General features: G+C 69.4%; 21 protein-coding genes. 15 read left to right on the forward strand and 6 right to left on the reverse strand.

Annotated features, from left to right (window positions below):
- The first annotated feature begins 88 nt into the window (after nt 1-88).
- The 9 genes from OED52_RS00770 to OED52_RS00810 all read left to right on the forward strand — a co-directional run bounded on the left by OED52_RS00770 (nt 89) and on the right by OED52_RS00810 (nt 6,857).
- Nucleotides 89-1,282, forward strand: a complete 1,194-nt coding sequence (locus OED52_RS00770; protein ID WP_264152830.1) for a thiolase family protein — start codon at nt 89-91, stop codon at nt 1,280-1,282.
- A 45-nt stretch (nt 1,283-1,327) separates the two neighbouring features.
- Nucleotides 1,328-2,089 carry a 3-hydroxyacyl-CoA dehydrogenase gene (locus OED52_RS00775; RefSeq protein WP_264152831.1) on the forward strand — a complete coding sequence of 254 codons (762 nt, stop codon included), beginning with the start codon at nt 1,328-1,330 and terminating at the stop codon, nt 2,087-2,089.
- Between the two features lie 30 nt (nt 2,090-2,119).
- Nucleotides 2,120-2,770: a TetR/AcrR family transcriptional regulator gene (locus OED52_RS00780; RefSeq protein ID WP_264152832.1), complete on the forward strand. Its 651-nt coding sequence runs from the start codon at nt 2,120-2,122 to the stop codon at nt 2,768-2,770.
- A gap of 37 nt (nt 2,771-2,807) precedes the next feature.
- Nucleotides 2,808-3,791: an NAD(P)H-dependent flavin oxidoreductase gene (locus tag OED52_RS00785; protein ID WP_264152833.1), complete on the forward strand. Its 984-nt coding sequence runs from the start codon at nt 2,808-2,810 to the stop codon at nt 3,789-3,791.
- A gap of 9 nt (nt 3,792-3,800) precedes the next feature.
- Nucleotides 3,801-4,958 (forward strand): acyl-CoA dehydrogenase family protein, encoded by a 1,158-nt coding sequence (locus tag OED52_RS00790; protein WP_264152834.1) that lies wholly within the window; start codon nt 3,801-3,803, stop codon nt 4,956-4,958.
- A 44-nt stretch (nt 4,959-5,002) separates the two neighbouring features.
- Nucleotides 5,003-5,761: an SDR family NAD(P)-dependent oxidoreductase gene (locus tag OED52_RS00795; RefSeq protein WP_264152835.1), complete on the forward strand. Its 759-nt coding sequence runs from the start codon at nt 5,003-5,005 to the stop codon at nt 5,759-5,761.
- Between the two features lie 19 nt (nt 5,762-5,780).
- Nucleotides 5,781-6,203, forward strand: a complete 423-nt coding sequence (locus tag OED52_RS00800) for an NUDIX hydrolase (protein WP_264152836.1) — start codon at nt 5,781-5,783, stop codon at nt 6,201-6,203.
- 77 nt (nt 6,204-6,280) lie between these two features.
- On the forward strand, nt 6,281-6,568 hold the full coding sequence (locus OED52_RS00805; protein ID WP_264152837.1) for a putative quinol monooxygenase: 288 nt from the start codon (nt 6,281-6,283) through the stop codon (nt 6,566-6,568).
- A 124-nt stretch (nt 6,569-6,692) separates the two neighbouring features.
- On the forward strand, nt 6,693-6,857 hold the full coding sequence (locus tag OED52_RS00810; protein WP_264152838.1) for a hypothetical protein: 165 nt from the start codon (nt 6,693-6,695) through the stop codon (nt 6,855-6,857).
- 36 nt (nt 6,858-6,893) lie between these two features.
- Here OED52_RS00810 and OED52_RS00815 read toward each other — a convergent pair whose 3' ends face one another.
- Both OED52_RS00815 and OED52_RS00820 read right to left on the reverse strand, forming a co-directional pair.
- Entirely contained in the window at nt 6,894-7,244 is a 351-nt protein-coding gene (locus OED52_RS00815; protein ID WP_264152839.1) for a metallopeptidase family protein, read from the reverse strand.
- A gap of 1 nt (nt 7,245) precedes the next feature.
- On the reverse strand, nt 7,246-8,304 hold the full coding sequence (locus OED52_RS00820) for a septum formation family protein (protein WP_413247780.1): 1,059 nt from the start codon (nt 8,302-8,304) through the stop codon (nt 7,246-7,248).
- A 36-nt stretch (nt 8,305-8,340) separates the two neighbouring features.
- Here OED52_RS00820 and OED52_RS00825 point away from each other — a divergent pair, with 36 nt between their 5' ends.
- The gene (locus OED52_RS00825; protein WP_264152841.1) at nt 8,341-8,763 is read left to right on the forward strand and encodes an ankyrin repeat domain-containing protein; all 423 of its coding nucleotides are present in this window, start codon (nt 8,341-8,343) and stop codon (nt 8,761-8,763) included.
- A gap of 11 nt (nt 8,764-8,774) precedes the next feature.
- Nucleotides 8,775-10,037, forward strand: a complete 1,263-nt coding sequence (serS, locus tag OED52_RS00830; RefSeq protein ID WP_264152842.1) for a serine--tRNA ligase — start codon at nt 8,775-8,777, stop codon at nt 10,035-10,037.
- A 6-nt stretch (nt 10,038-10,043) separates the two neighbouring features.
- Here serS and OED52_RS00835 read toward each other — a convergent pair whose 3' ends face one another.
- The gene (locus OED52_RS00835) at nt 10,044-10,463 is read right to left on the reverse strand and encodes a PaaI family thioesterase (RefSeq protein ID WP_413247781.1); all 420 of its coding nucleotides are present in this window, start codon (nt 10,461-10,463) and stop codon (nt 10,044-10,046) included.
- A gap of 169 nt (nt 10,464-10,632) precedes the next feature.
- Here OED52_RS00835 and OED52_RS00840 point away from each other — a divergent pair, with 169 nt between their 5' ends.
- Nucleotides 10,633-11,808 (forward strand): MFS transporter, encoded by a 1,176-nt coding sequence (locus OED52_RS00840; RefSeq protein WP_264152844.1) that lies wholly within the window; start codon nt 10,633-10,635, stop codon nt 11,806-11,808.
- A 7-nt stretch (nt 11,809-11,815) separates the two neighbouring features.
- Here the strand turns inward: OED52_RS00840 and OED52_RS00845 are convergent, their stop codons facing one another.
- Both OED52_RS00845 and OED52_RS00850 read right to left on the reverse strand, forming a co-directional pair.
- A complete protein-coding gene (locus tag OED52_RS00845) occupies nt 11,816-13,366 on the reverse strand; it encodes a Rieske 2Fe-2S domain-containing protein (RefSeq protein ID WP_264152845.1) in 1,551 nt (516 codons plus the stop codon).
- A gap of 52 nt (nt 13,367-13,418) precedes the next feature.
- A complete protein-coding gene (locus OED52_RS00850) occupies nt 13,419-14,261 on the reverse strand; it encodes a hypothetical protein (protein WP_264152846.1) in 843 nt (280 codons plus the stop codon).
- Nucleotides 14,262-14,320: 59 nt separating this feature from the next.
- Here OED52_RS00850 and OED52_RS00855 point away from each other — a divergent pair, with 59 nt between their 5' ends.
- Entirely contained in the window at nt 14,321-15,115 is a 795-nt protein-coding gene (locus OED52_RS00855; protein WP_264152847.1) for a lysophospholipid acyltransferase family protein, read from the forward strand.
- 4 nt (nt 15,116-15,119) lie between these two features.
- A complete protein-coding gene (locus OED52_RS00860) occupies nt 15,120-15,953 on the forward strand; it encodes an HAD family hydrolase (protein ID WP_264152848.1) in 834 nt (277 codons plus the stop codon).
- A gap of 43 nt (nt 15,954-15,996) precedes the next feature.
- On the opposite strand, the gene OED52_RS00865 is transcribed toward OED52_RS00860, so the two are convergent.
- Nucleotides 15,997-18,057 carry an N-acetylmuramoyl-L-alanine amidase gene (locus OED52_RS00865; protein WP_264152849.1) on the reverse strand — a complete coding sequence of 687 codons (2,061 nt, stop codon included), beginning with the start codon at nt 18,055-18,057 and terminating at the stop codon, nt 15,997-15,999.
- Between the two features lie 278 nt (nt 18,058-18,335).
- Here OED52_RS00865 and OED52_RS00870 point away from each other — a divergent pair, with 278 nt between their 5' ends.
- The gene (locus OED52_RS00870) at nt 18,336-19,892 is read left to right on the forward strand and encodes a SpoIID/LytB domain-containing protein (RefSeq protein WP_264152850.1); all 1,557 of its coding nucleotides are present in this window, start codon (nt 18,336-18,338) and stop codon (nt 19,890-19,892) included.
- Nucleotides 19,893-19,977 lie beyond the last annotated feature (85 nt).

Raw genomic sequence — 19,977 nt, forward strand, 5'->3', positions numbered from 1 at the left:
GCGCTAAGTCCGTGGTAGAGCTTTAGCGATCGATAGGTACGCCGCTGGGGGCGACTCCGGCCCGCTGCTGTATTTCGAAAGGAACGACATGACCAACGCTGTCATCGTCGACGTGGTCCGCACCGCCGTCGGCAAGGGCAAGCCCGGTGGCGCCCTCTCCGGCACCCACCCCGTCGAACTGCTCGCTCACGTCCTTCGTGCGATCGTCGAGCGCAACGGCATCGACCCGGCCCAGGTCGACGACGTCATCGGCGGCTGCGTGAACCAGGCCTCCGAGCAGGCCCTGAACATCTCCCGCACCGCGCTGCTCGCCGCCGGGTTCCCCGACACCGTGCCCGCGACCACCATCGACCGCCAGTGCGGTTCGAGCCAGCAGGCCGCGCACTTCGCCGCCCAGGGCGTCATCGCCGGCGCCTACGACATGGTCATCGCCTGCGGCGTCGAGTCCATGAGCCGCGTGCCGATGGGCACCGCCCCGATGGGCAAGGACACCCACGGCCCGAGCATCCGCGCCCGCTACCCCGAGGGCCTGGTCAACCAGGGCATCTCCGCCGAGCTCATCGCCGCGAAGTGGAAGTTCGACCGCGACGCCCTCGACGCCTACTCGGCGCAGTCGCACCAGCGCGCCGCCGCCGCCTACGAGGCCGGCTTCTTCGACAAGGAGATCGTCCCGATCACCGTGACGAACGCCGCCGGTGAGCAGGTCGAGCACAAGGTCGACGAGACCCTGCGGGCCTCCACCACCGCCGAGGGCCTCGCCGGCCTCAAGCCGTCCTTCTACACCGAGGAGTACGCCGCCCGGTTCCCCGAGGCGCAGTGGGTCATCACCCCCGGCAACTCCTCGCCGCTGACCGACGGTGCATCGGCCGCGCTCATCATGAGCGAGGAGATGGCGAACAAGCTGGGCCTGACCCCGCGCGCCCGCTTCCACTCGTTCTCCGTCGCCGGCGACGACCCGGTCTTCATGCTCACCGCCCCGATCCCCGCGACGCAGAAGGTCCTCGCCCGCGCCGGCCTGAGCATCGACGACATCGACGCCTACGAGGTCAACGAGGCGTTCGCGCCCGTGCCGCTCGCCTGGGCCCACGAGGTCGGCGCCGACCCGGCCAAGCTCAACCCGCGGGGCGGTGCGATCGCCCTCGGCCACGCGCTCGGCTCGTCCGGCACCCGCCTGCTGTCGACCCTCCTCAACCACCTCGAGGCCACCGGCGGCCGCTACGGCCTGCAGACCATGTGCGAGGGCGCGGGCATGGCCAACGCCACCATCATCGAACGCCTCTGACCTCCAATACGTTTCCGAAACACAACCACATTCGAAGGGGAGAACATGATCGTCAACGACAGCGTCGCCGTCGTCACCGGTGGTGCCTCGGGCCTCGGCCTGGCCACCGTCAAGGCCCTGCTCGACGACGGCGCGCAGGTCGTCATCATCGACCTGCCGTCCTCGAACGGTGAGACCGTCGCCAAGGAGCTCGGTGAGCGCGTGCGCTTCGTCGCCGCCGACGTCACCGACGAGGCCGCCGTCACCGAAGCCCTCGACGTCGCCGAGTCGCTCGGCCCGGTGCGTGTCGCGGTGAACTGCGCCGGCATCGGCAACGCCATCAAGACCGTCAGCAAGAAGGGCGCCTTCCCGCTCGACGCCTTCAAGAAGGTCGTCGACGTCAACCTGTTCGGCACCTTCAACGTCATCCGCCTCGCCGCGGAGCGCATCGCCAAGACCGAGCCGATCGACGGCGAGCGCGGCGTCATCATCAACACCGCCTCCGTCGCCGCCTTCGACGGCCAGATCGGCCAGGCCGCCTACTCGGCCTCGAAGGGTGGCGTCGTCGGCATGACCCTGCCGATCGCCCGCGACCTCGCGTCGCTGCTCATCCGCGTCGTCACCATCGCGCCGGGCCTGTTCAAGACCCCGCTGCTCGGCACGCTGCCCGAGGAGGCCCAGGCCTCGCTCGGCGCGCAGGTGCCGCACCCGGCCCGCCTCGGTGATCCGTCCGAGTACGGTGCTCTCGCCGCCCACATCGTCTCCAATCCGATGCTCAACGGTGAGGTCATCCGCCTCGACGGTGCGATCCGCATGGCTCCGCGCTGACCCGAGCATCATCAGTGAGAGGAGGGGTCGATGACCCCGCAGCCGGAGAACCCGGAGACGGGCGCGACGGGGACGGACGTGCAGTCCGTGGACTGGCGCGACTTCCAGCCGCTGGGTCTCGACCCCATCCTCGAACACGCCCTGGAAGCGTTCGGCGAGAACGGTTTCCATGGCACCACCGTCCGCGACCTCGCCCGCCGGGTCGGTGTGACGGTGCCCGCGCTGTACTACCACTACGAGAACAAGGAAGCCGTTCTCGTCACCCTGCTCGACGCCGCCGTCCTCGACCTCATCGATCGTGTCTCTGCCGCGGTCGCGGACGGCGGCGACGACCCGGTCGCCCGATTCGAGAACGCCGTCGAGGCGATCGTCCTCAGCATGACGCACCGCGCCCGCCGTGCGGCGCTGGATTCCGAAGTGCGCCACATCTCCCCGGAGAACCGTCGCACCTACGCCGCGACCCGCAAACGGTTCGAACTCATGATGCTCGACCTGGTGCGCGACGGTGTCGAACGAGGCGTCTTCCACGTCGACGACACCGAGGAGACCGTCCGCGCGCTGCTCGGCATGGTCCAGTCCATCTCCCGCTGGTACCAGATCGACGGGCCGCTCACCCCCGCGCAGGTCGCCGAACGCTACATCGCGATCGCACTGCGCGTCGTGGGCTGCACCCGCCCCTGAACCTTCTTGAAAACCCTTCCGCTGCAAGGAGAACTTCGTGCTGACCACTGCCTTCACCGAAACCTTCGGTGTTCGTCATCCCATCGTCCAGGGAGGAATGCAGTGGGTCGGCCGCGCCGAACTCGTCGCGGCGGTCGCCAACGCCGGTGCCCTCGGTATGATCACCGCCCTGACCCAGCCCACACCCGAGGACCTCGCCAAGGAGATCGCCCGCACCCGCGAGCTCACCGACCAGCCGTTCGGCGTCAATCTCACAATCCTGCCGGCGATCACGCCGCCGCCCTACGAGGAGTACCGCCAGGTCGTCATCGAGTCCGGCGTCAAGATCGTCGAGACGGCCGGCTCCAACCCGGCGCCGCACCTGCCCGACTTCCACGCCGCCGGTGTGAAGGTCCTGCACAAGTGCACCAGCGTCCGGCACGCCGTCAAGGCGCAGGAGACCGGTGTCGACGGTATCAGCATCGACGGCTTCGAGTGCGCCGGTCATCCCGGTGAGGACGACGTTCCCGGTCTCGTGCTCATCGCCGCCGCAGCCGAGAAGATCACCATCCCGATGATCGCCTCCGGCGGATTCGCCGACGGCCGTGGCCTCGTCGCCGCTCTCGCGCTCGGCGCCGACGGCATCAACATGGGCACCCGCTTCCTGTGCACCGAGGAATCGCCCGTGCACCGCAACATCAAGGAAGCCATCGTCGCCGGCAACGAGACCGAGACCGAACTGATCTTCCGCCCGCTGCGCAACACCGCCCGCGTCGCCCGCAACAGCGTCAGCCGCGAGGTCGTCGAGATCCTGAACCGCGGAGGACAGTTCGAGGACGTGCGCGAACTCGTCGCCGGTGCCCGTGGCCGCCTCGTCTTCGAGAACGGCGACCCCGAGGCCGGCATCTGGACCGTCGGCACCGTGCAGGGCCTCATCCGCGACATCCCCACCGTCGGCGAACTCGTCGACCGCATCGTCACCGAGGCCGAGAGTCTCATCGCAGAACGTCTCAGCGGTCTGCTGTCGCCCGTGAACGCCTAGGAGATCACCGTGGAGCGCACCCATTTCGACGACGACCACGAGGCGTACCGGGAGACGGTACGCGAATTCCTCGCCCGCGAGATCGAACCGAACTACGAACGCTGGGAGGAGGAGCGCCTCGTCGACCGCTCGGCGTGGCTGGCCGCCGGCAAGTCCGGCATCATCGGCCTCGGCGTCCCCGAGGAGTTCGGCGGATCGGGGGTGACCGACTACCGCTTCCGGCACGTCGTGCAGGAGGAGATCGCCCGCACCGGCACACCCTCCTTCGGTGCGGGGCTGTCGCTGCAGGACGACATCACCATCCCGTACCTGCTGCACCTCGGCACCGAGGAGCAGCAGGCCCGCTGGCTGCCGAAACTCGCCGCCGGCGAATGGATCGGCGCGATCGCCATGACCGAACCCGGCGCCGGTTCCGACCTGCAGGGGGTCAAGACGACCGCCGTGCGCGACGGTGACGAGTGGGTCATCAACGGCCAGAAGACGTTCATCACCAACGGCATCCACTCCGATCTGGTCATCGTGGTGTGCCGGACGGACCCGAGCGCGGGATCGAAGGGCTTCTCACTCATCGTGGTCGAGCGCGACACCCCCGGTTTCAGCCGCGGCCGCAAGCTCCACAAGGTCGGCCTCGCCGCGCAGGACACCGCCGAGCTGGTCTTCGAGGACGCCCGCGTGCCCGCCGAGAACCTCCTCGGCACCGAGGGCCGCGGCTTCGTCCACCTGATGGAGAACCTGCCGCTCGAACGCATCGGCATCGCCGTCAGCGCCATCACCTCGGCCCGCGCCGCCTACGAGTGGACCGCGCGGTACGCCTTCGAGCGCAAGGCCTTCGGCAAGCCGATCGGCGACCTGCAGAACACCCGTTTCTGGCTCGCCGAGATGCTCACCGAGATCGAGATCACCGAGTCGCACATCGACCGCTGCGTGCTCGCCCTCAACGCCGGTGAACTCACCCCGGTGGACGCGTCGAAGGCCAAGTGGTGGGCGACGGAACTGCAGAAGCGCGTCGTCGACCGGTGCGTGCAGGTGCACGGCGGCTACGGCTACATGATGGAGTACCCGATCGCCCGCGCCTTCGTGGACTCGCGCATCCAGACCATCTACGGTGGCACGACCGAGATCATGAAGGAGATCATCGGCCGCGACATCGCCGCCCAGTACTCCTAGTACCCGGGCGGGGCGCGGAACCTGTTCGGCGGAAGGGGAACTCGATGTTCGACCTCACGGGTAAGCGGGCACTCGTCACCGGTGGTTCCGGCGGGATCGGTCTCGGCATGGCGCGTGGTCTCGCGCGTGCCGGCGCCGACGTGGAGATCTGGGGCCGCAACCCCGGGAAGCTGGCCGCCGCCGCGGAGGACCTGAAACGGTTCGACGGGCGCGTGCTCACCCGGTCGGTCGACGTCTCCGACGAGCGGGCCGTGACCGACGGCGTCGCGGCCCTCGTCGAGGAGTTCGGCGGACTCGACGTGGTGGTCGTCAACGCGGGGGTCGGCTCGTCGCTGCAGAAGTTCCACGAGTCCACCACCGAGCGGTACCGGCAGGTGATGGCCACCAACCTCGACGGCGCGTACTTCACCATGCGGGAGACCTCGCGGGTGCTCGTCGAGCAGGGCACCGGCGGCTCGATGATCGTCACGTCGAGCCTCGGTGCGCTGCAGGGCGCCGGCCGCAACCAGCCCTATGCAGCGACCAAGGCGGCCGTGCTCGCGATGGCCAACGGCTGCGCGGTCGAGTACGCCCGCCACGGCATCCGCGTCAACAGTGTGCTGCCGGGCTGGATCGCCACCGACATGACCGGCCCGCTGCAGGAATCCGACGTCTTCAACGCCAACGTCATCTCCCGCGTCCCGCTCGGCCGGTGGGGTACCCCCGAGGACTTCGAGGGGATCGCCGTCTACCTCGCCAGCGACGCGTCGTCCTTCCAGACCGGCAGCACGACGCTCATCGACGGCGGCTACAGCATGTTCTGACCGGCACTAGGATCGTCCGGTGACGCAGGAACAGGTGACCGAGGGCCGGGTGATCCGGGTGAGCGCCGTCGTGCTCCGCGACGCCGACGGGCAGGTGCTGACGGTGCGCAAGAGGAATACCTCGCGGTTCATGCTGCCCGGAGGCAAGCCGGATCCGGGGGAGACCCCCGCCGAGACGGCCGTCCGCGAGTGCGCGGAGGAACTCGGCGCCACGCTGTCGCTCGACGCGCTGCGGCTCGTCGGGGTCTTCGACGCCGAGGCCGCCAACGAACCCGGCTACCGGCTCGAGGGCACGGTCTACGAACACCCGCTCGTGGAGATCGGCGGGGCCGCCGCCGAGATCGCGGAGACGCGATGGCTGGACCCGGCCGTGCTCCCACTGCCCGGCGACCTCGCCCCGCTGCTCGAACACCACGTCCTTCCCGCTCTCGGGTACCGCTGATTGCGCGTCGCCGACCGATCGGGGAATGTGGTGAGCGCGGTCACACCGATCGCGCTCGTCCGGCTGGAAGGATCCCCATGGCGCTCACGGCTCTGCTCGAACTGAAGTTCCGCCCCGACTCCGTCGACCAGGCGAAGAAGGTCATGTCGCGCGTGCTCGACGAGACCCGGGCGTTCGACGGGTGCGAGGGCGTCGAGATCCTCGTCGACCAGCAGGACGAGGCACGCTGGGTGATCGTCGAGCGGTGGCGGTCGGCCGAGCACGACGCCGCCTACCGCCGCTTCCGTGCCGGCGAAGGAGCCGTCACCGATCTCGGGCCGCTGCTCGGCGGAGCACCCGCGCTCAGCTACTACACCACCCTCTGACACTCACCCGTCCCCGACCGGGTGGCCGGTGGCCGGGCGGCAGGGCGGGGACGGTAGGGTGACCCCCGAGGCGGGCGTTTCGCCGTGTGTCTCGAAGTGACATCGAATGTGGAGGTAACCGGGCATGGAACTCTTCGGCATCATCGTCGTGTGGCTCACGGTGGCCCTCGTCGTCCTGGGAACCCTGCTCCTGTTCGTCGTCTCGCTCTTCGCGCCGAACCCGGATCACGGCAAGGGCGGTACCAGCACCGCGCTCGACAACGTGAGCTCGAAGCGCCGCAGCAGCTGACCTCCGGCCCCTCCGGCCGGTTCGTACCAGGAGCGCCTAGCCCCAGCCCAGCTGGTGCAGGCGCTCCTCGTCGATTCCGAAATAGTGCGCGATCTCGTGCACGACGGTGACCAGCACCTCGTGCACCACGTCGTCGTCCGTCTCGCAGATGTCGAGGATCGCGTCGCGGTAGATCGTGATGGTGTCCGGTAGCGACCCCGCATAGTGACTGTCGCGCTCGGTGAGCGCGATCCCCTGGTACAGACCCAGCAGGTCCGGTTCCTCCTCGTTGCGCCCCTCCACGAGCACCACGACGTTGTCGATCGCCTGCGCCAGCTCGCGCGGGATCTCGTCGAGCGCCTCCGAGACGAGATCCTCGAAGTGCTCGTCGCTCATCTCCACGGCCATGTCACGCGCCCGGCAGCGGCTCGGCACCCGGCAGCGGGCTGGGCAGCGACCGGCCCTCGGGCAGCGGAGGTGGCGGCACCGGCGGCTGACCGTCGATGAGGATGTCGCCCTTCGCACTGCCGGTGATCGACGAGAAACCGCCCCCCTCGACCTGCTTGCCGATCGAGCAGTTCACCCGGCGGCTGCCGGCCAACCAGCTGTCGTAGTCCAGGTTGTCCCAGAACAGCGTGAGGGTCTTGTTGCGCAGTGCCTCGGGATCACCGAGATACTCGTCGACCAGCCGCGTGCAGTTCTCCTCCAGGTAGCGGTCCTGGTCCTCGATGCTCGGCAGACCGCCCGGGAACTGCGAGGACATGTCGACGACCGCGACCACCTCGAAGGCGTGCGGCTTGGCGCACTCCACCGGATCGGCGGGCACACCGTTGTTGATGCCGATGCACACCCCGGCGTCCCAGGCCCGCGACTGGTCCTGGTCGGCCACCCGCCCCTGGATGGGGAGCAGGTTGCCGGTGGTCGAGGAGAACTGCAGGCCGCAACGCAGGGTGCGTTCCCCGGCAGCCCAGCCGGCCTCACCGGGGTTGATCAGACCCACACTGAACTTGCCGTGCGGATCGAACCGGCCGCCGAGATAGTCCATGGCGGCGGGCGCGCACTGCTCGTCGCGCAGCTCGGTGAAGCGCATAACCGACGGGAAGCGGGAACCCGGACCCCACTCGGCGCCCGGATACAGGCTCAGGTCGATGTCGGCGACCACCTCGAACAGGTGGGTCTCGGAGCAGTCGACCTTCGCGAGGTCGCTGGCGTCGATCGCGCTCCAGGACAGGCAGTCCCCGGCGGTGGCGGTGCCGAACGCCTCCCCGGCGACGGCTCCGGTGGTGGTGATGCCCGCGCCGCCGCCGTCGCTCCCGCTGTCGGCGCCCTCGAAGCCGGCGACGACGAAGGTGGCGATCGCCGCGAGCACGGCACCGGCCGCGACGAGCACCAGAGCTCGCCGGGTCAGCTGCGCCGACGGTGGGCGCCGATCACGCTCGGTCTTGTTCTCTTCGGCCATCACATCCATCATGCCCGTTCGAGGCGAGGCGAGTACGTTCGACTCATGGCCGACGAGACCGCCGACACCCCCATCGACGCCGACACCCCCGTCGACCCGGAGATCCTGGAGATCGCCCGTCACACCTTCGGCGCCGCACGGCAGGGCGACACCGAGACCCTCGCCGCGTACGTCGACGCAGGTGTCCCCGTGAACCTCAGCAACGAGACCGGCGACACGCTGCTGATGCTGGCGGCCTATCACGGGCACGCGGAGGCGGTGCGGGCCCTCGTCGACCGCGGAGCCGACGTCGACCGGCTCAACGATCGCGGTCAGTCGCCGCTCGCCGGGGCGGTGTTCAAGGGCGCCGAAGCGGTGGTCCGGGTGCTCGCCGAGGCCGGCGCCGATCCGCGGCACGGTCACCCCACCGCGGAGGACGCGGCGAAGATGTTCGGGCGCGAGGACTACCTGGAACTCTGGCAGCGGTAGGCTTCTACCCCGTGATCGACCTCAAGTTCCTCCGCGAGAATCCCGACGCCGTCCGCGAGTCGCAGCGCAAGCGGGGGGAGGATCCCGGTCTCGTCGACGCGCTGCTCGACGCCGACGCCGCCCGCCGTGCCGCCGTCCTCGCCGGCGACAACGCCCGAGCCGAGCAGAAGGCCCTCGGCAAGAAGATCGGCCAGGCGACCCCCGAGGAGCGTCCCGCGCTGCTCGAGGGCGCCAAGGACCTGGCCGCGAAGGTCAAGGAACTCGAAGCCGAGCAGAACGCCGCCCAGGAGGCCTTCGACAAGGCGCACCTGGCGTTGTCCAACGTCGTCCAGGAGGGTGCACCCGCCGGTGGCGAGGACGACTTCGTCACCCTCGAGACGGTCGGTGAGCTGCCCACCTTCGACTTCGAGCCCAAGGACCACCTCGCCCTCGGCGAGTCGCTGGGACTGATCGACATGGAGCGCGGCGCCAAGGTCTCCGGTGCCCGCTTCTACTTCCTCACCGGCTACGGCGCGCTGCTGCAGCTCGGCCTGCTTCAGCTCGCCGCGCAGCGGGCCACCGCCAACGGGTTCACCATGATGATCCCGCCGGTGCTGGTGCGCCCCGAGATCATGCAGGGCACCGGCTTCCTCGGCCAGCACGCCGACGAGGTGTACCGGCTCGAGGAGGACGATCTCTACCTCGTCGGTACCTCCGAGGTGCCGCTCGCGGGCTACCACTCCGGCGAGATCCTCGACCTGTCCAAGGGACCGAAGCGGTACGCGGGCTGGTCGTCGTGCTTCCGCCGCGAGGCCGGCAGCTACGGCAAGGACACCCGCGGCATCATCCGCGTGCACCAGTTCGACAAGGTCGAGATGTTCGTCTACTGCAAGCCCGAGGATGCCGCCGCGGAGCACGAGCGGCTGCTGGCCTGGGAGCGCGACATGCTCGCCGCGATCGAGGTGCCCTACCGCGTCATCGACGTCGCCGCCGGCGACCTCGGCTCGTCCGCGGCCCGCAAGTTCGACTGCGAGGCGTGGGTGCCCACGCAGGAGCGTTACCGTGAGCTCACGTCGACGTCGAACTGCACGACCTTCCAGGCGCGTCGCCTCAACATCCGGTACCGCGACGAGAACGGCAAGCCGCAGACCGCCGCGACCCTCAACGGCACCCTGGCGACCACCCGCTGGCTCGTCGCGCTGCTCGAGAACCACCAGCAGGCCGATGGCACCGTGAAGGTCCCGCAGGCGCTCGTGCCCTTCGTCGGACGCGAGGTGCTCGAACCGATCGGCTGACAGGTATCAGCGCAGGATCATGCAGGTGGTCGAGCCCGTCGCGACCAGCCGGCCCTGCTCGTCGCGGGCCTCGCCGCGCGCGGTCGCGGTGCGGCGCCCGGTGTGCTCGCAGAAGCCCTGCACGCGGATGACGCCCTTCCCCGCCTGCACCGGCCGGAGGTACCGCACCTGCAGGTCGAGGGTGGTGTAGCCGACGCCCGGTTCCAGGGTGCTCGACACGCTGAACCCCATCGCGGTGTCGAAGAGGGTGGCGAGCACACCGCCGTGGATACTGCCCACCGCGTTCGCGTGGAACTCCTGTGGCTCGAGGGTGACCTCGGCGAAACCCTCACCCGCATCGGTGACGGTGAAGCCCAGGGTGCGGGAGGTGGGGTGGTGCGGGATCGACCCGTCGATCAGCCCGCGCAGGAAGTCCAGGCCGTGCATGTCGCGGTTGGCCGCCGACGTCGGTGCCGGGTCGGCCCAGGTGTAGGTGCGCTGTCTCTGCTGATCGTCCTCGCTCACGATGTCCGACCGTAACGGATCCGCGGAAGGGCCGGCACGACGGCGCCGGACGTGGCACCGTTGACGCATGCGCCGATGTTGATCCGATCCGGTGACCTCACTGACCCTGCGGGTGGTCGCGTACGCGTCCCTGCGGGAATTCGTGCCCCTCTACGGCCTGTACGCGCTGCTGTTCGAGGACCACGGCCTCGACACCGCAGGCATCTCGTCGCTGTTCGTGCTGTGGTCGGTCGTCGCGTTCGTCTCCGAGGTGCCCTCCGGGGCCTGGGCCGACACGGTCTCGCGCCGCGGCCTGCTCGCCGTGAGCGGTGTGCTCCTCACCGCGACCTTCACCCTCTGGCTGGTGTGGCCCACCTACCTCGGGTTCGCGCTCGGTTTCGTGCTGTGGGGACTGAGCGAGTCGCTGAAATCGGGCACCTTCGAGGCCCTCGTGTACGACGAGCTGGCGGCCCGGGGCGGGGAGCACCGTTACGCCGCAGTCGTGGGGTACGCGAACGCGGGGGAGATGGCGTGCGTCTTCGTCTCGATCCTCACCGCGGCGTCGCTCTACGATCTCGGCGGATACGCCCTGGTGGGATGGGTGTCGGTCGCCGTCACCGTGCTCGACCTGCTGCTGGTGTGGACGCTGCCCGCCGCGCCGAAGGAGGCGGAGGCCGACGAGATCGACGGCCCGGGCACCACCCTCGCGCAGCGCTATCTGGCGACCCTGCGGGCGGGCACCGGGGAGATCCGCGTCGACCGGGCGGTGCGACGCGCCGTGGTCCTCGCAGCGGGCCTGCTCGCATGCCTGGCCTTCGACGAGTACTTCGGTCTGCTCGCCCGGGAGGACGGGGTGAGCACCGGCTTCGTGCCCGTGCTGGTCGCGCTGACGGCGGTCGGGCAGGTCGTCGGCGCTGCCGCCGCGGGACGCACCGCGACGATGCGCGGACGGACGATGGGCACGGTCGTCGCCGCGGGTTCCGCGCTGATCGCGGCCGGTGCTCTCGTGGGCGGCATCGCGGGGTTCGCTGCGATCGGGGTGGGCTACGGCGCCCTGCACAACACCGCGATCGTCGCCGAGGCACGACTGCAGGGCACGATGTCCGGGCGGGCCCGGGCCACCGTGTCCTCCGTCGTGGGGCTGACCTCCGAGGTGCTGTCCGTGTCGATCTTCGCCGGCTACGCGCTCGGCTCGCTGTGGCTGCCGATGTCGGTGCTCGTCGCCGTCACGGTGCTGCCGATCGTCGCGTTGGGAGCGGTGACGTCGCGTCTGCTCCCGGCGCGATGACCGGGGATCAGAGCTTGCTGCAGCGCAGCTCGTGACCCTTCGACGTCTTGCAGCGGCCCGTCTCCAGATCCCACTGCCAGCCGTGCAGGTTGCAGGTCAGCGTGGTGCCGTCGACGACACCGAACTTCGACAGGTCGGCCTTCAGGTGCGGGCAGCGACGCTGGATCTCGTAGCCGCCCAGCTCGATCGACGCCGAGTCGTCGTGCGCCTCCGCGAACCAGCCGTCGGCGTACGCGATGCGCTCGTCGGTCAGGCACTTGAAGAAGGTGTAGAGGAACTCGTTGTAGCCGCCGATGCGCCACGCCGTGAACCGGGTCGACAGGAAGATCGTGTTCACCCAGTCGGGCTCGTCGTCGCGCAGCACCGTGCGCACCAGCTCGGGAGCGATGCGGAAACCGTAGCGGTACTTGCCTTCTCCCTCGATGGGTTCGCGCACGACGCGCTTCGGGAAGTCGAGCACCACCGTCTCGTCGCCCATCACCAGGCCGACGGGGTAACCGATGCCGTCGCAGATCAGGTCGGACTGCGCCATGATCGGTTCGAACTTCGCCTTCAGCGCGGGCAGCAGCGGCTCACCCTCGGCCGGCGCCCAGGACGCCTTCTGCGCGGCGATCACCGGGGCGAAACGCTGCGCCATCCGCTCGATGTAGTCGGCCTTGTTCGTGAAGATCGCCTCGACCTCGTCCTCGGGGATCGGGTGTGTGAGCGTCATGTGCTCACTGCCCTTCACGTCGATGACCGAGCCCGGGATCATCAGCAGGCCGCCGTCGCGGCCGTGGATGCGCAGCTGCTCGAGGAAGACCTGCTGGTCGGGGAAGATGTTGCCCTCGTCGCCGTGGTCGTCGTTGAGGTCGCGCAGGTCGTCGTCGAGGAAGACCGGCGGGCCGGCCGACGGCACGATCCACGTCGCGTCGACCTGGTCGATGTAGCTGCGGCAGCGGTCCATACCGCGCTGACGCTTCTGCTTGCCGAAGTTGGCCTTGGTCTTCTTCGGGATGTCGTAGACCATCGGGTACCAGATGGCCCCGGAGTACTGCAGCATGTGGACGTCGATGTGGCCGAACGCCTCGAGCATCGCGTCCATGTCGATCGGCCGCGCGTCGTTCATGTTGAACACGGTGGTCTCACCGTCGGAGACCACCAGACCGGAGTCGCCGATCGGGCCGTCCGCGGGCGCCCGCAGCGCGATGATCATGATGTCGAGATCACCCTTGGGGCCGCTGACGGTGTGCTTGACCGAATCGGTGGTCTCGAAGAACTTCGTGAAGCCCAGCTTCTCGAGTTCGCGGCGCAGATCCGGCACCGGATAGTCGGGCAGCAGGACGGTCGCGTCCTTGTTGACGTGCCGGCTCAGTGTGTCGGGATCGAAGTGGTCCTTGTGCAGGTGCGAGACGTACAGGTAGTCGACGTCGCCGAGGGCGTCCCAGTCGAGACCCGTGTTGTCCGGGAAGGGCACCCACGAGGCGAAGTACGCGGGGGTGACCCACGGATCGCACAGGATGGAGCCCGCCTCCGTCCGGATGTGGAAACCGGCGTGTCCGACGCTGGTGATCTGCACTGCGTACCCTCCTGACGTGCTGACCGACGCCTACCAGGGTAGGCGCCGCCGATCAGGCCACCGCGCCCAGGCAGTACCCGGTGGCGCCCTTCATGAGCAGTACGACCAGGTCACCGCCCGCGCCGTCCTCGCTCATCGGAATCGTCACACTCGTGTATTCCTCACCGATCGGCTCGACGAGCGAGTCCGAGACGTCGAAGGTGTCGAGGTCGCCGAAGAGGTCGGCGAGGTCGGGGACGTCGGGGTCCACGGCGAGCGGCGGCAGGCTCGGGTATCCGGTGCCCCACGGGTCCCAGATCTCCCGCGCCGGGCACACGAGCGGGGCGCGCTCCTCGGTGTCGTCCGGGTGCACCGGTTCGCCGACCGCGCGGGCGACGAACCGCCGTACCCGGTGATGGACCTCCTCGTCGGTGTGGATTCGGTCGGGGTCCTCCCGGCCGGCCATCCGCACGTACGGGCACGCGTAACCGGCGGCGATGTCGTTGTAGGAGACCGACAGGTCCACCCCGCCCGCCGACCAGGTCACCGCGTCCGGCCCCTCCACACCCGGCTGTTGCACCGCCTTCAGCAGGGCGTCGATCTCGGAGTACATCTCCTCCGCGCGTTCCCGCTCGTGCATCCAGCACTTCCCGATGATGTCACCGTCGCCGACGTAGTCGTCCGTCCACGCCTGCAGCGCCGCGACGGCCGCGGGGTTGCCGGGCACGTCCCCGACGGTCACCGCAGGTTCGGGCTCGGCGATCGGCTCCGCGACGGTCTCGGTCGCCGCGGGTTCGGGCGTCTCGGTGGGGATTCCCGACTGCCCGTCGCCCTCGCATGCCGCCAGGCCCAGGACCACGGCGGCGGAGAGCACCGCGACGGTGAGGACACGGGGCTTGCGGAGCAGGGTGCGCACAGCGGTTGCCTTTCGACGACGATCACGGTCCACCGGGGACCGGGGCTAGGCTAACCGGCGTGGAACCCTTCTACCGGACCATCATCGGCGTCGCCCGCACGCTCTTCGCAGCGCAAGGGCTGAAATTCACCATCACCGGGGAAGAACACATCCCGGCCACCGGCGGTGCGGTGATCGCGATCAACCACACCGGCTACATGGACTTCACCTACGCCGGGATCCCCGCCCGCGCCACCAAGCGGTACATCCGCTTCATGGCGAAGAAGGAGGTCTTCGACCACAAGATCTCCGGGCCCATGATGCGCGCCATGAAGCACATCCCCGTGGACCGCGGCGACGCCCACGAGTCGTACCGGCTCGCCGTCGAAGCGTTGAAGGCCGGCGAACTCGTGGGCGTGTTCCCCGAGGAGACCATCAGCCGCAGCTTCGAGCTCAAGACCTTCCGCTCCGGCGCGGCCCGCATGGCGAACGAGGCCGGCGTACCGGTGATCCCCATGATCATCTGGGGGTCGCAGCGGGTGTGGACGAAGGGACACCCGAAGCACCTCGGACGCACGAACACCCCCATCACCATCAAGGTCGGGGAGCCGATCGCGCCCTACGAGCCGGCGAGCGAGATGACCGCGCAACTGCACTCCACCATGGAGAAGATGCTCCACGAGGTGCAGCAGGACTACGTCCACGAGCCCGGCGCCTACTGGGTGCCGCGACGGCTCGGCGGAACCGCGCCGACGCTCGAGGAGGCCACCGCCCAGGACGAGGCCGCGGCAGCCGAGCGTCGCGCCCGCAAGGCACGGGAGAAGGCCGAGCGGGAACGAGCACGGGGCGGGGACCCCGGCACTTCGGCACAATGACGGAGTGAGCGCACAACCCCCTCCGAGCCGTCCGAAACTCGTCGCGACCGACGTCGACGGCACCCTCATCGACGACGCCGAGAAGATCTCCGACCGCACCCGCGCCGCGGTGCACGCGGTCGTGGAGTCCGGCACGCCGTTCGTGCTCGCCACCGGCCGCCCGCCCCGGTGGATCGCGCCGGTCTCCGACCAGCTCGGCTACGCGCCGTTCGCGGTGTGCGCCAACGGGGCGGTGCTCTACGACAGTGCCGCCGATCGCGTCATCAGCACCGCGGCGCTGCAGGTCGACGAGCTGAAGTGGATCGCGGAGGTCGCGTCGGAGGTACTTCCGGGCTGCGGCCTGGCCGCCGAACGGGTGGGGGAGAGGGCACACGACGCGGCCACCCCGCAGTTCGTGAGCGCCCCCGGCTACGAGCACGCCTGGCTGAATCCGGACAGCACCGAACTGTCCGAGCAGGAAGTGATCGGCGAACCCGCCATCAAGCTGCTGGTGCGGCTGGCCGGGGCGACGAGCCGGGAGATGGCGGAGGCACTCGCACCGAAGCTGCACGGCCTGGTCGACGTCACCTACTCGACCACGAACGGTCTCGTCGAGATCTCCGCTTCGGGGGTGACCAAGGCGTCGGGTCTGCGCGAACTCGCTCGGCACCTGGGGGTGCCGCACGACGAGATCGTGGCGTTCGGGGACATGCCCAACGACATCCCGATGCTGTCGATGGCCCGCCACGGGGTGGCGATGGAGAACGCGCATCCGGACGCGAAGTCGGTCGCAGACGAAGTCACCGCCACCAATGTCGAGGACGGGGTGGCCCGCGTACTCGAACGCTGGTGGCGGTGACTCGTTCCTGCCGGTGCGGTACGGGCACCGGCCCGGGTACCGGTTACGGCGCAGGCGCCGCTTCGGGCGCAGGGGCACCCTCGGGTGCGGGCCCTGCGACGTCGGCAGGCTGATCCTGCGCCTGGTCGTAGGAGTCGTCGTAGGCGCGCAGCACCTTCGTGACGACACCCGTGACCTCGTTGAAGATCAGCGAGCCGAACTCGAAGTCCGAACGCCAGCCGTCCGGAACCCGGTACTCGTCGCTGGTGGGCAACCCCAGCTCACCAGCGTCGAGTCCGTCCTTTTCCCACGCCTTGTAGATCTCGCCGAGCACCGACCACGTTCCGCCGTTGGGGGAGGTGTAGATGGCGCCGTTGACGAACTTGACGTGTTCGAAGCCGCTTCTGATGGTGGGCAGGATCGAGGTGAGAGCCTGCCCGAGACGTCCGAGCTCACCGCCCTCGGCGAACCACTTCTGGACCAGCGGGTGGTCGGAGAAACTGATCAGCTGGTCGAGAATCCTGCCGGCGTCCGCCGACCCGGAGGACAGGGCGCCGAGGTCGACGCCCGGGATGTTCGGCAGCGGTGTCGAGGGCGCCGGGTTGGACGGGTTCGACGGCTGCGGGTTGGAGGGCTGCGGGTTCGAGGGCGCCGGAGCGACCCCGCCCTTCGCCGCCGCTGCGGCGATGTCGCGGATCCGGTTCATCTGCCCGTACACGCCGTTGCCCGGGCAGGTGGTGTTGCCCACGTCGCGGTGCGCGAAGATGATCGGCAGGTCCACCCACTGTCCCTGCGGGATGAAGGTGTAGGACGTGCCCTCCGAGTACATGCGGGTCTTGCCCTTGGGATCGAGACCGGCCTTGGCCAGACGCCATCCGAGGAACTTGCCGACCGCGTCGATCGCGGCGTCGGACGCACCCTGGTTCGAGTAGTCACCCATGATCGCGATGCCGTGGGTGTTCTCGTTGAAGCCACCGGTGTGGGCGCCCTGGACGGGACGGTCGAGACCGCCGTAACGACCCTCGAAGACCTGGCCGTACTTGTCGACCAGGGTGTTGTAGCCGATGTCGCACCAGTTGAGGGTCCGGGCGTGGTAGGCGTAGATCCCTCGCACGATCCCGGCGGATTCGGCCTTGGAGTAGTTGTTGGTGCCGGCGGTGTGGTGCACGACCGCGCCGCCGAGGGAGTCGTCGTAGGTCGGCCGCGAGCAGCGCATGCTCTCGTCGGCGCCCCACTCGGCGCGGGTGATGACCTTCAGACCCGTGTTGCCGATCGGGGTGGCGATGTCCGCGAGCTTCGAGTCGTTCTCGCTGGTGCCGGGGGTGATCAGCACGGCGCTGACCTCCTCGGCCGCCGCCTGCAGCGCCTCCTGGGTGCGCAGCGGGCGTGACGATGCGGCAGGCACGTAGCCGAGCTCGGGAGCGTCGGCGCCCGGTGCGGCGATCGGCGCGGGAGCCTCGTCGACCGGGGCGGGTGCTCCGGGGGCGGGGGCGACGGGTGCCTCGGGTGCTTCGGGAGCCGGCGCGGCGGGCGCCTCGGGAGCTTCGGCGCCGGCGAGGTTCGGCTCGGGAGCCGGACGCGGCGTGAGCAGGACCTGCACGGCGCGGGTGAGGCCGACGTAGATCGGCTCGGTGCCGGTGCGTGTGCCGGGCGGGATGTCCTGGTTGTCGGGCAGGATCGGCTCGGTGGCGGTCCACGGGCCCCAGCTGCCGTCGTCGTTCCTGGCGCGGATCAGCGCGTCGGTGGCCGCGATGTCGTCGGCGGCGAGTGCGACCATGCTGAACGGAGTCTCCTGCGTGAGCTCCTTGACGATCGCGCCGACCTGCGGCAACGGGTTGCCGCCCGGGTCGGGTGCCGTGGTGATCTGCGGCAACCCGTCGACGATCTCCTTGAGGCTGAGATCGGGCAGGTTCAGGCCGGTCAGCTCTTCGAGCGGCAGGACGATGTCGGGCACCGAGGCGAGCACGATCTCGGCGATCTCGGTCGCAACGGCGTTCACCGAGTCGTTGGCCGGGCGCACTTCGGTCGAGTCGGTGGACAGTCCGGAGACTGCGAACGGCGTCGCTACGGCCAGGGCGGCAACTGCACCCAGGACGATCGACGGCTTGGGGCGGCGATGCGGCACTGTCAGCTTCTCCCTGTCATCTCTGCACGGTCACGGACGGATTCCGAACCTTCCGGATCGTCCCTCACGCACCGCTTCCGTAGGTCGGATCGGCCGCGAAGTTGTTGTAACGGATGTTTCTCGTGTTGCTTCTGTGACATTTGTTGCCACCGTCCGTCACTCTTGTCACACTAGACGCTGAAAACCTTAAGCCTCAACCTGAGCTTGAGGATTAGTCGAAATTGTCCGTTATCGCGGATCACGAGTTCGCGCCGAAGCGACAACGAGGGAGCAACGTCATGGCACGACAGTCCATCGGGCGCAGAGGCAGGATCCGTCGACGACGCCTCATCGTCGGCCGGCCGCTCCGCAACGGATGGCGACCGTCCGTCGCCCGGGCCGCCGCCATCGGACTCGCACCCGCGTTGCTGGTCGGGGCAGGTATCGGCGCCTTCGTGCACTCCGCACCGGACACCCCCGACGTCGTGCAGGCGGTGTCGGCCGACACCCCCTTCACCTTCACCGGGTACGGCCACGGCCACGGCCGCGGCATGGGGCAGTGGGGTGCCTACGGCTACGCACAGGACGGCTGGACCGCCGAGCGCATCATCGCCCACTACTACGGCGGCACCGAACTCGGCTCGGTCGAGGACCAGATGATCGCCGTCCGGCTCGTCGGCCGTGACGACAAGACCCTCGACGTCTACTCCGACTCCGGCCTGAACGTCGGCGGCGAGTTCGTCCCGGCCGGGCAGGCCGTCCACCTGACGCCCACCGAGGACGGTGGCGCGAACGTTGTTGTCACCGAGGGTTGCAGCGGCGCGACCGTGGCGCAGCGCCACGCCGACCTGCCCTGGGTCGATCCCGTCGACCTCGGTGAGGACCGCCCGTTCGAGGAGCACCTGACCTTCTGCTCCGACGACAAGACCTACCGCGGCGCCCTCGGCATCGTGCTCGACAACGGCGCCTACCGCACCGTCAACCGGTTGCACGTCGAGGACTACCTGCGCAGCGTCGTCCCCGCCGAGGCACTGCCGAGCTGGGCGGACTCCGGCGGAGCCGAGGCGCTGCGCGCCCAGGCCATCGCCGCGCGCTCCTACGCCCTGGCCGAGAAGCGCCACGAACTGTGGCAGACCTGCGACACCACCGACTGCCAGGTCTACGCCGGTTCCGGAGCAGAGGACCCGCGCACCGACGACGGTGTGCGCACCACCCGCGGCACGGTCCTGATGAAGAACGGCGAGGTCGTGCGCAGCGAGTTCTCCGCATCCACGGGTGGCTACACCGCCGGCGGCATCTTCCCGCCGGTCGAGGACGCGGGCGACCGCGTCGCCCCCAACCACCAGTGGGCCAAGACCCTCACCGCGGGGGAGATCGGCAGCAAGTTCGGCGTCGGTGAACTACAGGCCTTCGAGATCATCGGCCGCAACCAGCTGGGGCCGGACGGTGGCCGCGTGACCCGCGTCCGCGTCGTCGGTTCCGACCGGACCATCGAGACCACCGGTGCCGAGGCCCGCACCACGCTGGGCCTGCGCTCCGACTGGTTCACCGTCAAGGAGGGCGTCGACGAGACGGTGCCGGAGATCACCCCGGCACCCGAGCCCGGGCCCGAGGTCGTCGCCGACCCGTTCGGCAGCGGCAGCGGCACCTCGCCCATCGAGCAGGCCTATCTGGAACTCGGCGGCGTCGAGAGCGTGCTCGGCAAGCCGATCGGCCCCGAGCTCATGCTCCCCGACGAGCGCGGCAAGTTCCGGATCTTCACCGGAGGCGCCATCGTGTGGACGCCGGAGCTCGGCGCCCAGGTCATCGACGCGAGCTTCCTGAAGGACTGGTTCTCCACCGGTAGCGCCGAGTAACCGGACCCCGCGAGCCGCAGCGGCCGGTCACCCCGTCGGGGGTGACCGGCCGCCCTCGTTCCCGGCCCTTCCGAGAAGACGTTGA

Source organism: Rhodococcus sp. Z13 (assembly GCF_025837095.1).
Taxonomy (GTDB): Bacteria; Actinomycetota; Actinomycetes; order Mycobacteriales; family Mycobacteriaceae; genus Rhodococcus; species Rhodococcus sacchari.